Here is a 15,410-nt window from a genome sequence, read left to right on the forward strand (position 1 = left end):
CTTAGCTCCACAGAGTAAGGCCGGTGCACAACGCACCGGCCTTGTTGTTTTACTCAGGATTCGCCCGTTCTTAGGCCCGGCCGTATCATCTCGGAACCGGCGCTTGCTTTATCGAGTGGGGTATCTCGCCGAATTACATCGCCGGGCGACTCGGATTGGCTTTCAGCGTTACATTGTCGTGAGATTTGGTGTTGTTTCGCGACAATGTCTTGCTGAGGTCGTGTTAGCGGTACATTGTCGCGAAGTGTGGTTGAGTTTCGCGACAATGTAACGCCGAGAGGTTGCCGGGCTGATGTCAATGTCGAGGGGTTGCCGGGCCGACGTCAATGCCGAACGTTATTCCAGCACGCCGAAGTGTTGAAGGGCGTGAAGCACACCGTCATGGTCCACGTCGTCGGTGACGTAGTCGGCGGCGGCTTTGGGCTCTTCGGTGGCGTTGCCCATCGCCACGCCGATGCCCGCGTAGGCGAGCATGGCGGTGTCGTTGCCGCCGTCGCCGAACGCCATCGTCTGTTCGCGCGCGATGCCGTAATGCGCCATGAATCGTTGGATGCCACGTGGCTTGCCGCCGTCGGCCGGAATGAGGTCGGTGAAGTCCGGGTGCCAGCGCACGCCGCGCACATTGCGGCACAGCGCCACCAGCTCCGCCTCCTGATCGGGTTCGATGAACGGGCTGATCTGGAAGGTCTCATGCGTCGCCGTGCGCAGGCGGGGATCGTCGAAGTGCGTGGTGGGCGCGGTCTTGCCCAGCTTCGCCCATGTGGCGCGTAGTTTGTCGTTGGCGTGGTTGAAGTACACGTAGTCCTTCTCACCGAAATTGCACACCACGTCCGGGTTGCGGTCCAGCCAATCAAGAATCACCCGGATGTCGGCGGAGCCCAATGGCTGGGCCTCGAAATACCCCGAGTCGTCGAAGCAGTACTGGCCGTTGAACGCCACGATGCCGTCGAACCGCACCGGCATGGTATCCAGGACCACACCCATCTGCGACGGGGCGCGGCCGGTGCAGATGAGCACCTTGATGCCAAGTGCCTGAAGACGGTGGATCGCCTCCACCGTCGAATCGGGGACGACGTGCGTGGTGAAGCTGGTGAGGGTGCCGTCGATATCGAAGAACACGGCTTTGATGTCGGTTCCGTTGATGTCGGTTCCTTTGATGTCGGTTCCTTTGATGTCGGTTCCTTTGATGTCGGTTTCATTGATTCCGGTTTCATTGATTCCAGTTCCCGGGATTCCAGCCCCTGTGACTTCTGTGCCCCTGATATCGGTGCTTTCGAATCCGGTGTCTGTGATGCCGGCGGCTGTGCCATTGCGACGGATGATAGCGCTGTTGCCCATGTTGCTCATGGTCCCAATTCTCCTTGCTCTCCCAGACGTCCGGTGGCCTCCGGCAACATGCAATGGTCGGTGACCTTCAGAGATATGCTCGCTCAGACGTCCGATAGCCTCCGTTGGCTTCCGATATCCTCCGATGTCATCCGTCGCCGTCCGATACCGCTCGTTTTTGTCCATCATGCCGTTCGCATCGTGGACAACAGGTCTGAAAAACCACGCGAACGAACTCTTATGACCCGCTATCAACCCAAGTATTCACAGCGCTTATATACCTGTCATAACTAGCGCCTATACGTAAAATGGCTATTTTCCGCCATTATCCGGCGTTTCAGGCGCTATGGTTGGAAACCGTCATGCGGCAAGCACCCATGTAGGGGAGCTGAGAGGCTCTATCTCCGACCGGTAATCACGCAGCGCGTGAATCACGCAATGCCATCACCGGGACGTGCGCCGACAGCCCGCAGCCGTGAGAAGACAACAGAGAGGGAACCAATGACAGCAGCAACCCAGCCGGCATCCCCGGCCAACAACAACGAGCCGGTGCGTGTGAACCACACCGCCCGCAACATCATCATCACCATCGTGGTCGTGGCCATCGTCGCCGTGGCCGCGTTCTTCGGCTACCGCGCCTTCGCCGGTGCCGGCGAGTCCGCCGCCAAGGGCAGCAAGGACAACCCGGTCAAGATCGGCGTGGTGGGCGCCACCGACCCCGAGTGGGTCCTCTTCAAGCAGAAGGCCGAGAAGGCCGGCATCTACGTCGATATCGTGGACTTCCAGGACTACACCTCCGAGAACCCGGCCCTCGACTCCGGCGAGCTTGACCTCAACGAGTTCCAGCACCTGCTCTACCTCGCCAACTACAACGTGAGCAACAACAAGGACCTCCAGCCCATCGGCGGCACCGCCATCTACCCGCTTGGCGTCTACTCCACCAAGGTCAAGAGCATCGACGACATCAAGCAGGGCGACACCGTCACCATCCCGAACGACGAGACCAACCAGGCCCGTGCCATCGGCGTGCTCAAGGCCGCCGGTCTCGTGACCCTCAAGGGCGACTGGACCGCGTTCTCCACCCCGGCCGACATCGACGAGGCCAAGAGCAAGGTCAAGGTGACCCCGCTCAAGGCCGAACAGGTCGCCACCACGCTCAAGGACCCGACCATCGCCGCCGGCGTGATCAACAACGACTACGTGGCCGACGCCGGCCTCGACCCGAAGGACGCCATCTATCAGGACGACGCCGAATCCGAGGAGGCCCGTCCGTACATCAACGTGTGGGTGTCCCGCAAGGCGGACGTGAACAACGAGACCTACAAGAAGCTCGTTGACATCTTCCACGAGCAGGATGTGCTCGACGCGCTGCAGGAGAAGTCCGGCGGCACCGCGGTCTTCGCCGACAAGTTCAGCGCCGAGGAGCTGCAGGGCTTCCTCGCCGACATCGAAAAGGACGCCAAGGCCCAGTGAGGGCCCAGTAAGGCCATGATCCAAGGCCACCAATAAACGCGCGACCGGTCCGATAAGCCATCACATCTGCGGCTTGTCCGTTGGCGATTATCCGCCGGTCGGGTACCATGGTCAGCCGTTACCAGCGGCAGATCCCACGGGCGGGACGGGACATGATGGTTCCGCCCGCCCGTCACCATGCCACAGGGCATTCGCATCCAGTACAACAATCAGGGAGCACTATGAGCGACCCCATCATCACGTTCGATCACGTGGTCAAGGAATTCAAGGTGCGTGGCCGCAAGGCCGGCGTGGCCCGTGCCGTGGACGACGTGAGTCTGACCATCAACCGAGGCGACATCTTCGGCATCATCGGCTATTCGGGCGCCGGCAAATCCACGCTGGTCCGTCTGATCAACGCCCTCGAGCGGCCCACCAGCGGCACGGTGACCGTGCTCGGCACCGACATCACGGGCCTGAGCGAATCGAAGCTGCGGCCCATCCGCCAGAAGATAGGCATGATCTTCCAGCAGTTCAACCTGTTCTCCACCAAAACCGTGGCCCAGAACATCGCCTACCCGTTGCAGCTTGACCACTGGCGCAAGGACTATCAGGACCGTCGCGTGGCGGAGCTTCTTGAATTCGTGGGTCTGTCCGAACATGCCGAGAAGTACCCCTCGCAGCTTTCCGGCGGCCAGAAGCAGCGCGTCGGCATCGCCCGTGCCCTTGCCACCAACCCGGAGATTCTGCTCGCCGACGAGGCCACCAGTGCCCTCGACCCCGAGACCACCACCGAGGTGCTCGCGCTGCTCAAGCGCGTCAACGAGGAGTTCGGCATCACCATTGTGCTCATCACCCATCAGATGAACGTGGTCCAGCAGATTGCGGACCGGGTGGCCGTGATGAGCTCCGGCCGCGTGGTCGAATCCGGCGACGTGTACGACGTGTTCGCCGCCCCGCAGCAACCGGTCACCAAGCGGTTCATCGCGACCGCCCTGTCCGGCCTGCCCGAGGAAAGCCGGGTCGACCGACTCCACACCGAATGGTCCGGTCGCATCGTCACCGTGCTCATCCGTCAGAAGGACGTGGCCGACGAGGGCAGCGGCCGTACGATCGCCGCCTCCGGCCAGAACATCTCCGGGCTCATCGCCAAGCACGGCATCGAGTCGAGTCTGCTGTACGGCGGCATCGACACCGTGCGCGGGTCCGCCATCGGCGCCATCACCTACGAATTCAAGGGAGGGGAGCGCGAGGTCAACGACTTCCTCGCCGAGCTCGCCCTCAACAGCGACGTCATCGATTTCGGCACCGCGGCCCGACCCGTGGCCTACGCCGATGCCGTGGCCGGCTACGCGCCCGAGTCACCGGCCAAGTCCGGCATCGCCGCGGCATCATCGGCAACTGCGGCGACCGAGGCGTCCACGGTATCCACGGCGTCCGTAACGGCGGAAGGAGCACAAGCATGATCACCCTCGCCAATTCCAACAGCGACTGGAACGTTCTGAAGCCCCTGCTGATCCAGTCCATCGGACAGACCCTCACCATGGTGCTCATCACCCTCGTGGTGGGCGGCTTCCTCGGGCTCATCCTCGGCGTGGTGCTCTACGGCACCCGCCCCGGCAACCTGTTCGAGAACGCCGTGGTCTACCGCATCCTCGACGTCATCGTCAACATCGTGCGGCCCATCCCGTTCATCATCTTCCTCGCCGCCATGCAGCCGCTCACCATCGTGGTGGTCGGCACGTCCATCGGCACGGTGGCCGCCATCTTTCCGATGGTGGTGATGTGCACCTTCGCCACCTCGCGTCTGGTGGAGCAGAATCTGGTGCCGGTCGATCCCGGCATGATCGAGGCGGCCCGCTCGATGGGTGCCTCGAAGTTCACCATCATCCGCACGGTGCTCATTCCCGAGGCGCTCGCCCCGCTCATTCTGGCCTACGCCTTCCTGTTCATCGGCGTGCTTGACATGTCCGCGATGGCCGGATACATCGGCGGCGGCGGTCTGGGTAACTTCGCCATCGCCTACGGATACCAGAAGTTCGACCAGACCGTCACCTGGACGGCCGTGATCATCATGATCATCCTCGTCCAAGTGGTCCAGGGCATCGCCAACGCCATCGCAAAGAGACTGCTCAAGCGCCAGCAGTAGTGGGAGAACGGTGGCCTGACGCGGTTCGCTGTAGCTTGGCGCAGTCTGTCGTGAGGCTGTCGTGAGGCTGGCGCGTAGACCAGCGGCAGTCTTTCCCGATTTCGCGACAATGTATCGTTGACTCGTCTTCAGCGTTACATTGTCGCGAAATTATGCCATGGTTCGCGACAATGTATCGTTTACCGTTCGTCAGCGAGACTTTGTCGCGAAACCGCATCACCAGATCACCATTGAGGAATTACCGGAATTACACAACAAGAAATCGGCAACCATGACTGAACATATTGAGATCGATCCTGAACTCATCACCATCCGTCATTACCTGCACGCGCATCCCGAGCTCGGCTTCAAGGAATACGACACCTCCATCTATCTGGCCGACCAGCTCAAGGCCCACGGCATCGAAGTCCTCGACAACCCGATGGAAACCGGCGTCGTGGGACTCATCCGCGGCGAAGGCGGACCGGGCCCGCGCGTCGCGTTGCGTGCGGACATCGACGGTCTGCCGGTCACGGAGGAGTCCGGACTGGACTTCGCCTCGGTCAACGAGGGCGTCATGCACGCCTGCGGCCACGACCTGCATATGACCGGGTTGCTCGGAGCGGCCTTCTGGCTCGCCGAGCACCGCGACCGGTTCACCGGTTCAATCAAGATTGTGTTCCAGCCCAGCGAGGAGACCGGCCGTGGCGCCCGTGCGGTGATCGATGCCGGCCTCGTGGATGATGTGGATGCCATCATCGGCACGCACAACAACCCGAACTACGCGCCCGGCCAGCTCGCAGTCGGCGTGGAGCCGATGATGGCCGGCTGCGTGAAATTCCATGTGGACCTGCACGCGCAGGGCACCCACGCCGGCTACCCGTACAAGGGCACAGGCCCGCTTGAGGCGCTCGCCAGCATGATTCTGAGCCTGCAGACCATCGTGAGCCGCAATGTGACGCCGTTCCATCCGCTGGTGCTCTCCGTCACCGCGGTGCACGGCGGCGACGTGTGGAACGTGGTGCCCGCCGAGGCCGGCTTCCAAGGCACGGTCCGCTACTTCCATAAGGAGGACGGCGAGCTGGTGGGCCGCCGGTTCAAGGAGATCGTCAAGCACACCGCCGAGGCCTACGACATCACGGCCGACGTGGACTGGGACGACTTCCAGGATCCGCTCGTCTCCGACCCCGACCTGGCGAAATCGGTCGCCGCCGACGTGCACGACTACGCCCAGCTCGAGCCGATCCGCCAGTCCATGGCGGGGGAGGACTTCTGCGAGTTCGGCAAGGTGACCCGTCTGGTCTTCGCCTTCGTGGGCTCGAATGGCCAGGAGGGGTGCGCCGACTGGCACAGCCCTCACTTCATCGGCTTGGATGCCGCGATTCCGACGTTCGTGAACTTCTACGTCAACGCCGCCCTGCGCGTGATCGACGAGCTGCGCTGAGCCGCGCCGCGCCGGGCCGGGGGACGTCGCTGGTCCCGCGCAGCAGGGGATTGGCCCACCGTGTAGGGAAGTTCCCACCGTGTAGGGAAATCCCCACGGTGTAGTGATGCGAAATGGCGGAATTCCGCCAATGTGTGCATTCTGTGTCCCTACACGGTGGGAACTTCCCTACACGGTGGGCGATTGTGCGGGTGGTCGCGGTGCCGTAATGCGCCCCGCGTGGGCGGCCATGCGGGCGCTACACTGGGAAACCATGACACAGCTTCGTTTCGCTCTCGCCCAGATCGACACCTGCGTCGGCGCGCTCGACGCCAACGCCGCCAAGGTGCTCGAATATTCCCGCAAGGCCGCCGCCGGTCACGCCCAGGTGGCCGTATTCCCCGAAATGACGCTCACCGGATACCCGATCGAGGATCTGGCTTTGCGTCGCACGTTCCGTCAGGCCGCATGGGACAAGGCCAACGACCTTGCCGCCCAGCTCGCTCAGGAAGGTCTGGGCGAGCTGTTCGTCGTCGTCGGCACTGTGGGCACCGATCGCGCCACCAGCAAGCCGCGCAACCGTCTCGTGGTGCTGCATGAGGGTGTGGTCTGGGCCGGCTACGACAAGCATTTCCTGCCCAACTATGGCGTGTTCGACGAATTCCGCATCTTCTCGTCGGGCGACCGCTCGGTCACTCTGGACGTGGACGGCGCCACCATCGGTGTGGCCATCTGCGAAGACATCTGGCAGGACGGCGGTCCGGTGGCCGACCTGGCCGGCAAGGGCATCGATCTGCTGCTCACCATCAACGGTTCGCCATACGAGGAGGGCAAGACCCACACCCGTCTCGAACTCGCGCAGCGCCGCGCAGCGGAGGTCAAGGCGCCGGTCATCTACCTCAACCAGGTCGGCGGCCAGGACGATCTCGTGTTCGACGGCGGCAGTTTCGTGGTGGACGCCGACGGCACGCTGCTCGAACGCAGCCCGATGTTCATGGAGGACCTCACCTTCTGGGACTTCGATCCAGCAGCCGCGCATCAGGGCAAGGCCGCCATCGCCGACCTGCCCGACCCGGACGAGGAGATCTACACCGCCTGCGTGCTCGGCCTCAAGGATTACATGGCCAAGAACCACTTCACCGGCGTCACGCTCGGCCTTTCCGGCGGCATCGACTCAGCGCTGGTGGCGGCGATGGCCGCGGACGCCTGCGGCGGCGAGAACGTGTGGGGTATCTCCATGCCCTCGATGTACTCCTCGGACGGCTCCAAGGATGACGCCGCCGATCTGGCCGCCAACATCGGCGCCCACTATGAGGTCCAGCCCATCGAACCGCTGTTCAACGCCTATCAGCAGCAGCTGCATCTCGAGGGCGTGTCCGCCGAGAACCTTCAGGCCCGCATCCGCGGCGTGATCGTGATGGCCAGCTCCAACTCGCGTGGCCTGCTCGCCGTGGCCACCGGCAACAAATCCGAGCTCGCCTGCGGCTACTCCACCATCTACGGCGATGCGGTCGGCGGTTATGCGCCCATCAAGGACCTCCTGAAGACCCGTGTGTGGGAGGTCAGCCGTTGGCGCAACCGCGCCGCGGCGGCCGGCGTGGGCATCGGCGGCCTGAAGATCGTGGGCAACGAGGACGGCGACGCCGGCGTGCCGCTGAAGAACGGCGTGATGATTCCGGTCGCCTCCATCGAAAAAGCCCCGTCCGCCGAGCTGCGCCCCGGTCAGAAGGATTCCGACTCGCTGCCTGAATACGCCCTGCTCGACAAGGTGCTCGCCGCGTACATCGAGCATGCGCACGGCCGCGCCGACCTGTTGGCCGACGGCTTCGACGAGGCCACGGTCGACACCGTGATGCGTCTGGTGGACCGCGCCGAATGGAAGCGCCGCCAATACCCGCTCGGCCCCAAGGTCACCGCCCTCGCCTTCGGGCGTGACCGCCGTCTGCCGGTCACCAACGCCTTCCGCGAGTAGTCGCAATGAGCTGACAAGAGGTCGATATACGCGCCGTTTGTCCGCATAGTGAGACAAATGCCCGCTGATAGCATGTTATCAGCGGGCGACGGCGCACGGCCTCGTAACCGGTCATAGCCAGTGCATATAGCCGCACGGCCTCTTGGCCGGCCGCAAGCCCCTATCGTGGTCCATGTCATCGAGGCAACGACCTCGACATCGACACGAGAGGGGAAATCACATGTCAGCAGCAACGCAGGGCGCCTCGCCCGCCAACCCGCAGGAACCGGTGCGCGTCAACCACACCGTGCGCAACATCATCATCGCCGTGGTCGTGGCCATCATCGTTCTGGCCGGCGGCTTCTTCGGCTACAACGCCTACGCGGCCGGCAAGACGGGCGCCGAGAAGGGCTCGGCCGAGAACCCGGTCAAGATCGGCGTGGTGGGCGCCACCGACAAGCAGTGGCAGGTCTTCACCCAGGAGGCCGAGAAGCAGGGCATCCACGTCAAGATCGTGGACTTCCAGGACTACACGTCCGAGAACCCGGCCCTCGACTCCGGCGACCTCGACCTGAACGAGTTCCAGCACCTGCTCTACCTCGCCAACTACAACGTCAAGAACGGCAAGGACCTCCAGCCCATCGGCGGCACCGTGGTCGTGCCGCTCGGCCTGTACTCCACCAAGGTCAAGAGCGTGGACGAGATCAAGCAGGGCGATTCCATCGCCATCCCGAACGACGAGACCAATCAGGCCCGCGCCATCGGCGTGCTCCAGAAGGCCGGACTGGTCCAGCTCAAGAACAAGTGGACCGCCGTGACCTCGCCGGCCGACATCGATGAGGCGGCATCCAAGGTCAAGGTCGTTCCGCTTGGCGCCGAGAAGGTGGCCAACTCGCTCAACGACCCGCAGCTCACCGCCGGCATCATCAACAACAGCTACATCAAGGACGCCGGTCTTAACCCGAAGGACGCCATCTTCCAGGACGACCCGAGCGCCGACTCCGCCAAGCCGTACATCAACGCCTTCGTGTCCCGCAAGGCGGATGTGAACAACCCGGTCTACAAGAAGCTTGTGGAGGTCTACAAGACCAAGGCCGTGACCGATGCGGTGCAGGAGGATTCCAAGGGCACTTCGGTGCTTGCTACCGACTACAGCGCCGAGGAGCTGCAGAGCTTCTTGAAGGAGATCGAATCCGATCTGTCATCCAAGTAAGGTCCGAGCAAGGTTCAAGTAAGGCCTGAGCAGGGACTGAGCAGTGTCCATGTCAGTGTCCAAGTAAAAGGACAGGACATCGGTATATCGGCAGCCATCCCGTGTCCGGTCGGTTGAAAGGCAATGCGCCTACCAGGTGTCCGACGTGGACGTAGCCATTCCACGCTCGATCGGATGAAAGTCCCGCGTCCATCGAGCGCGAGATAGCTGCCGTATCAGCTATTAACCCGGCTGGCAATCGGCAAAACAGTAGTCCGCGTCGCAAGTTCGTTGATTATGTTTTGGCTTCCCTTGTCAGGGGAGCCGGCCCGCGAAGCGGGACTGAGAAGTAGCTATTTTGTCAACGAATTGCCGACATAGGTCGCTGGTAGCCAATCAGCAATCCAACCATCCATCAACAACCCATCCGACGGCCCGCCCATCACGGGCCGTCGGACATGTCTGGAGTGACGAACTCATGAGTGAACAGGAACAGCAGCACACCAATCCGACCGCAACCGCGACCGAAACCACGCCCAAGACCGCGGGCGCAGTCGCACAGCCGGGACCGGATGCCGAGACCCTGGCCCGCGTCGCCGATGCCAAGCGCCGTATCTCGGCCTACGTGGACGAGGTGCTGCCCGAATACCAGAAGATCTCGCTGGCCATCCACGACAAACCCGAAGTGAGCAACTATGAGTTCTTCGCCTCCCAGACGCTTTCCGACAGGCTGAAGCAGGAGGGCTTCGACGTTACCCTCGGCGTGGCCGACCACCGCACCGGCTTCTCCGCCGTATACCGCACGGGCAAGCCCGGCCCGGTGGTGGTCTTCCTCGCCGAATACGACGCCCTGCCCGGCGTCGGCCACGGCTGCGGCCACAGCGTGTTCGGCCCGAACTCCTCGCTGGCGGCCGCCTCGCTCAAGCGCGTCATCGACGAGTTCGGCGGCGAGCTGCGGGTCTACGGCACCCCCGGCGAGGAGGGCGGCGAGAACGGCAGTGCCAAGGGCAGCTTCGTCAAGGACGGTTTCTTCGACGATGTGGACATCGCGCTGTGCGCCCACCCGCACGCCGGAGGCAACGGCCTGTCCTCGCGCAACCTCGCCTGCCAGCCGGTGGACATCGAGTTCCATGGCAAGGCGTCGCACGCCGCCGCCAGCCCCGAGCGCGGCATCAACGCGCTTGACGGCGTGATTCAAACCTTCAACTCCATCAACGCCCTGCGCCAGCACCTGCCCAAGGACGTGCGCATCCACGGCGTCATCGTGGACGGCGGCGTGCAGCCCAACGTGGTGCCCGACTACGCCAAGGCCAAGTTCTACCTGCGTTCCGCATCCGTGCCGGGGCTGCTGGCGCTGCGTAAGAAGGTCGAGAACATCGTGGCCGGCGCGGCGCTCGCCACCGGGGCCAAAGGAAGTCTGACCCCGTACCAGAACCAGGTGGACAACATGATTCCCACCCCGCTGTTCGACGCGGTCTGGAAGAGGAACGCCGAGGCTCTGGGGCAGACCGTCGAGGCCACCGAACAGGACAAGGTGGTGTTCGGCTCCAGCGACGTGGGCAACGTCTCCCAGGTCGTGCCCACCATCCAACCGTGGTTCTCCATCTCCCCGGAGAATCTGGGCGGCCACAACGAGCAGGTCGCGGCGGCCGCGGCCAGCCCGTTCGGACTCGAATCGATCCGCTGGTCCTCCAAGGCGCTCGCCTTCACCGCGCTCGACATCCTCACCGACCCCGCATTGCTAGCCCGCATCAAGGAACAGCATGCGGCTCGCGTCAGGACTCAGGAGGAGGATGTGGCCGCGGCGGTCTGACCTTGGATGCGAAGGGATAGGCCGGCTATTCCAGTGCTGTCCCGCCTGTGCGCCACGATGCAGGTGAATAATGGATGGGGGGAGACGCCTCCGGGCACCGGTCCCATCCGGTTCCGGAACCCGGCCCACGGGACCTACCTAATCCCGTTGGGGCGTATGCTCCCGGTGGCCGGTGGGCCGGCCGGTCTCGCGGAAAGGCGCAGGAATATGAGCGACAGCGACAAGCAGTGGTACTTCAACATGGTCAAGGGCAAGGCCGAGCTCGGCCCGATCTCGCCGATCGAACAGCGCATGGGCCCGTACAAGACCAAGGAGGACGCCGAGCACGCCTGGGACATCGTGACCGACCGCAACGCCAAGTGGGAGGAGCAGGACCGCCAGTGGAACGGTCAGGGCTACCGTCGCTGACCATGAGGGGCGGGATGTGACGGAACGAGGATTCGCCGGTCGGGTGTAACCGACGGATAGTGGTCAATCTCGTAATTGTCTGAGTGATGTTGGTCCCCTCTGGCGGGACGTTGCCGCGAAGCAAACAGCGGAGCTGTTTGCAGGCAACGTGCGAGCCGACAGGTGAGCCAGCGGGTTGCGCGAAGTGCGTCCGTAATTGCAGGACGAGCTGGCCGGCGGCGAAGTGGGTCTGAGAGGTAGTGAATTCATCAATGAATTGTTGATGAGGGTCACTAGCAGTTGCGCACTTTGCGCTATCTGCTTTGCAAGGGGTACATCGGATCATCTGCGGTCACGTATCTGCTTTGCAAGGGGTACCCAACCAGCAATACCCCGAGTATCATCCTTGCAATTTCAACCCTCATAGTCGCCGATCCGACAATCATGTACCCCTCGCAAAGCAGATACATAACCGCACACGCGCCAAAGTACCCCTCACAACCGAGATACCCATTTACCATGTTGGCGGGCCCCGGTGGTCGGGGTTGTGCTAGTCGTGCGGGCCCTAGTGGTCTGTCTCGCAATTGGTTGAGCGGTATCGGCCCTCTCTGGCGGGACGTTGCCGTGAAGCAAACAGCGGAGCTGTTTGCAGGCAGCGTGCGAGCCGACAGGCGAGCCAGCATGCCGCGCACGCAGTGCGTCCTTAATGACAGGACGGGCTGGCAGCGAAGCTGACTGGGAGAGAGACAGGAGATGCAGTGCTCAATTATTTGTGAGACGGACCGCTAGGTGGATCTCTTGCCGCGAGCCGTTTCGTTTGCGATTCCGTGGGTTTGCGATTTCCGATTCCATGCGGATGCCTCGCGGTTCTCGTCTGGCACGCGTCGGTGTGGTTCGTCGCATCTTAATGCGTGGCGTCCCGCGACGAGGTCGTATGCGGCCGCACCTGCCCGCAACGTGCCGGCTTCAGTGGATACCGCTACTGTGGTGACAATTGCGTCCGCGCATGCCCGCAACGTGGCTATACCATGTCCATAGTGCGTCCGCATAGTGGGAAACCGCTCATTCTTACATAGTGGCCTGAGCGGTTTTCACTTCGAAATTCAAATCATTGCGGTACACAACAGGCTTGAAACCGTTGGAATGATAACGCTCACACTTGAATGTGATATAGCTCACTCGTGATTTCAGCTTTTCCCAAGGCTGTGCAAACTACACTTGGTCTCAATGGTTCCGTGAAGATGCGGAACCGCAACCCCATTAAAGGAGTGACATGACCGCAGTAGAGAATGCAGCTGTCTCCCAGGAGGAGCTTGAAGCCAAGGCTTGGGAAGGCTTCGCCGAGGGCAACTGGCAGAAGGACATTGATGTCCGCGACTTCATCCAGAAGAACTACACCCCGTACGAGGGTGACGAGTCCTTCCTGGCTCCGGCGACCGAAAAGACCAAGCACCTGTGGAAGTACCTCGACGACAACTACCTGGCCGTCGAGCGCAAGCAGCGCGTCTACGACGTGGACACCCACACCCCGGCCGACATCGACGCCTTCCCGGCCGGCTACATCGACTCCCCGGAGGTCGACAACGTGATCGTCGGCCTGCAGACCGACGTGCCGTGCAAGCGCGCCATGATGCCGAACGGCGGCTGGCGCATGGTCGAGCAGGCCATCCGCGAGGCTGGCAAGGAGCCGGACCCGGAGATCAAGAAGATCTTCACCAAGTACCGTAAGACCCACAACGACGGTGTCTTCGGCGTCTACACCAAGCAGATCAAGGTCGCCCGCCACAACAAGATCCTCACCGGCCTGCCGGATGCCTACGGCCGTGGCCGCATCATCGGCGACTACCGCCGCGTGGCCCTGTACGGCGTCAACAAGCTGATTGCCTTCAAGAAGCGCGACAAGGACTCCGTGCCGTACCGCAACGACTTCACCGAGCCGGAGATCGAGCACTGGATCCGCTTCCGTGAGGAGCACGACGAGCAGATCAAGGCCCTGAAGAAGCTCATCAACCTCGGCAACGAGTACGGCCTCGACCTGTCCCGCCCGGCCCAGACCGCGCAGGAAGCCGTGCAGTGGACCTACATGGGCTACCTGGCCTCCATCAAGTCCCAGGACGGCGCCGCCATGTCCTTCGGCCGCAACTCCGCCTTCCTCGACTGCTTCATCGAGCGCGACCTCAAGGCCGGCAAGATCACCGAGACCGACGCCCAGGAGCTCATCGACAACATCGTCATGAAGCTGCGCATCGTGCGCTTCCTGCGTACCAAGGACTACGACAACATCTTCTCCGGCGACCCGTACTGGGCGACCTGGTCCGACGCCGGCTTCGGCGACGACGGCCGTCCGCTGGTCACCAAGACCTCCTTCCGTCTGCTCAACACCCTGACCCTTGAGCACCTTGGACCCGGCCCCGAGCCGAACATCACCATCTTCTGGGACCCGAAGCTGCCGGAGGGCTACAAGCGCTTCTGCGCCAAGATCTCCATCGACACCTCGGCCATCCAGTACGAGTCCGACAAGGAGATCCGCTCCCACTGGGGCGACGACGCCGCCATCGCCTGCTGCGTCTCCCCGATGCGTGTGGGCAAGCAGATGCAGTTCTTCGCCGCCCGCGTGAACTCCGCCAAGGCCCTGCTGTACGCCATCAACGGCGGCCGTGACGAGATGACCGGCATGCAGGTCATCGACAAGGGCGTGATCGAGCCGATCGCCCCCGAGGCCGATGGCTCCCTGGACTACGAGAAGGTCAAGGCCAACTACGAGAAGGCTCTCGAATGGCTGTCCGAGACCTACGTCATGGCCCTGAACATCATCCACTACATGCACGATAAGTACGCCTACGAGTCCATCGAGATGGCCCTGCACGACAAGGAGGTGTACCGCACCCTCGGTTGCGGTATGTCCGGCCTGTCCATCGCCGCCGACTCCCTGGCCGCCATCAAGTACGCCAAGGTGTACCCGATCACCAACGCCGAGGCCAAGAACCTCGAGGGCCACGAGTACGAGTACGTCGAGGGTGCCGATGACGATCTGGTCGTGGGCTACCGCACCGACGGCGAGTTCCCGATCTACGGCAACGACGACGACCGCGCCGACGACATCGCCAAGTGGGTCGTCTCCACCGTGATGGGCCAGGTCAAGCGCCTGCCCGTCTACCGTGGCGCCGTCCCGACCCAGTCCATCCTGACCATCACCTCCAACGTGGAGTACGGCAAGAACACCGGTTCCTTCCCGTCCGGCCACAAGAAGGGCACCCCGTACGCCCCGGGCGCCAACCCGGAGAACGGCATGGACTCCCACGGCATGCTGCCGTCCATGTTCTCCGTCGGCAAGATCGACTACAACGACGCTCTTGACGGCATCTCGCTGACCAACACCATCACCCCCGATGGCCTTGGCCGCGACGAGGACGAGCGCATCGGCAACCTGGTCGGCATCCTGGACGCCGGCAACGGCCATGGCCTCTACCACGCCAACATCAACGTGCTGCGCAAGGAGACCATGGAGGACGCCGTCGAGCACCCGGAGAAGTACCCGCACCTGACCGTGCGCGTCTCCGGCTACGCGGTGAACTTCGTCAAGCTCACCAAGGAGCAGCAGCTCGACGTGATTTCCCGTACCTTCCACCAGGGCGCCGTCACCGACTGATTCGTCGAATGACCGCGACCGTGTGAAACGGTAGAACGATGAAGGGGTGGGATTCGTCCCGCCCCTTCCGTTTGCCCGGTCCAACCCAC

The 15,410-nt window shown here is 62.9% G+C and carries 10 protein-coding genes; 9 read left to right on the forward strand and 1 reads right to left on the reverse strand.

Features of this window, described 5'->3' with window-relative positions:
* Positions 1-336: 336 nt before the first annotated feature.
* On the reverse strand, positions 337-1,143 hold the full coding sequence (locus BG22_RS00065; protein ID WP_140492095.1) for a Cof-type HAD-IIB family hydrolase: 807 nt from the start codon (positions 1,141-1,143) through the stop codon (positions 337-339).
* 684 nt (positions 1,144-1,827) lie between these two features.
* Between BG22_RS00065 and BG22_RS00070 the strand changes: the two genes are divergently transcribed.
* The 9 genes from BG22_RS00070 to pflB all read left to right on the forward strand — a co-directional run bounded on the left by BG22_RS00070 (position 1,828) and on the right by pflB (position 15,321).
* Positions 1,828-2,799 carry a MetQ/NlpA family ABC transporter substrate-binding protein gene (locus BG22_RS00070; RefSeq protein ID WP_094667603.1) on the forward strand — a complete coding sequence of 324 codons (972 nt, stop codon included), beginning with the start codon at positions 1,828-1,830 and terminating at the stop codon, positions 2,797-2,799.
* Between the two features lie 221 nt (positions 2,800-3,020).
* Positions 3,021-4,244 carry a methionine ABC transporter ATP-binding protein gene (locus tag BG22_RS00075; RefSeq protein ID WP_140491889.1) on the forward strand — a complete coding sequence of 408 codons (1,224 nt, stop codon included), beginning with the start codon at positions 3,021-3,023 and terminating at the stop codon, positions 4,242-4,244.
* Positions 4,241-4,927: a methionine ABC transporter permease gene (locus BG22_RS00080; protein WP_140491891.1), complete on the forward strand. Its 687-nt coding sequence runs from the start codon at positions 4,241-4,243 to the stop codon at positions 4,925-4,927. The genes BG22_RS00075 and BG22_RS00080 overlap by 4 nt, the downstream gene beginning before the upstream one ends.
* Positions 4,928-5,198: 271 nt before the next feature.
* Complete coding sequence (locus tag BG22_RS00085) at positions 5,199-6,350, forward strand: M20 family metallopeptidase (RefSeq protein WP_140491894.1); 1,152 nt, start codon at positions 5,199-5,201, stop codon at positions 6,348-6,350.
* 253 nt (positions 6,351-6,603) lie between these two features.
* Positions 6,604-8,301: an NAD+ synthase gene (locus BG22_RS00090; protein WP_140491898.1), complete on the forward strand. Its 1,698-nt coding sequence runs from the start codon at positions 6,604-6,606 to the stop codon at positions 8,299-8,301.
* Positions 8,302-8,521: 220 nt separating this feature from the next.
* Positions 8,522-9,493, forward strand: a complete 972-nt coding sequence (locus tag BG22_RS00095) for a MetQ/NlpA family ABC transporter substrate-binding protein (RefSeq protein ID WP_140491901.1) — start codon at positions 8,522-8,524, stop codon at positions 9,491-9,493.
* A gap of 457 nt (positions 9,494-9,950) precedes the next feature.
* On the forward strand, positions 9,951-11,285 hold the full coding sequence (locus BG22_RS00100) for a M20 family metallopeptidase (RefSeq protein ID WP_140491904.1): 1,335 nt from the start codon (positions 9,951-9,953) through the stop codon (positions 11,283-11,285).
* A gap of 207 nt (positions 11,286-11,492) precedes the next feature.
* Positions 11,493-11,693, forward strand: coding sequence for a hypothetical protein (locus BG22_RS00105; protein WP_140491907.1), 201 nt, complete (start codon positions 11,493-11,495; stop codon positions 11,691-11,693).
* Between the two features lie 1,252 nt (positions 11,694-12,945).
* Positions 12,946-15,321: a formate C-acetyltransferase gene (gene pflB, locus BG22_RS00110; RefSeq protein ID WP_094668269.1), complete on the forward strand. Its 2,376-nt coding sequence runs from the start codon at positions 12,946-12,948 to the stop codon at positions 15,319-15,321.
* The last annotated feature ends 89 nt before the right edge of the window (positions 15,322-15,410 follow it).

This window comes from Bifidobacterium sp. UTBIF-78, from assembly GCF_006408945.1.
Lineage (GTDB): Bacteria > Actinomycetota > Actinomycetes > Actinomycetales > Bifidobacteriaceae > Bifidobacterium > Bifidobacterium myosotis.

Bases quoted from the DNA above. Each gene is read 5' to 3' on its own strand.
- BG22_RS00100 (WP_140491904.1), top strand. From the start codon at position 9,951: ATGAGTGAACAGGAACAGCAGCACACCAATCCGACCGCAACCGCGACC.
- pflB (WP_094668269.1), top strand. From the start codon at position 12,946: ATGACCGCAGTAGAGAATGCAGCTGTCTCCCAGGAGGAGCTTGAAGCC.
- BG22_RS00090 (WP_140491898.1), top strand. From the start codon at position 6,604: ATGACACAGCTTCGTTTCGCTCTCGCCCAGATCGACACCTGCGTCGGC.
- BG22_RS00080 (WP_140491891.1), top strand. From the start codon at position 4,241: ATGATCACCCTCGCCAATTCCAACAGCGACTGGAACGTTCTGAAGCCC.
- BG22_RS00085 (WP_140491894.1), top strand. From the start codon at position 5,199: ATGACTGAACATATTGAGATCGATCCTGAACTCATCACCATCCGTCAT.
- BG22_RS00075 (WP_140491889.1), top strand. From the start codon at position 3,021: ATGAGCGACCCCATCATCACGTTCGATCACGTGGTCAAGGAATTCAAG.
- BG22_RS00070 (WP_094667603.1), top strand. From the start codon at position 1,828: ATGACAGCAGCAACCCAGCCGGCATCCCCGGCCAACAACAACGAGCCG.
- BG22_RS00105 (WP_140491907.1), top strand. From the start codon at position 11,493: ATGAGCGACAGCGACAAGCAGTGGTACTTCAACATGGTCAAGGGCAAG.
- BG22_RS00095 (WP_140491901.1), top strand. From the start codon at position 8,522: ATGTCAGCAGCAACGCAGGGCGCCTCGCCCGCCAACCCGCAGGAACCG.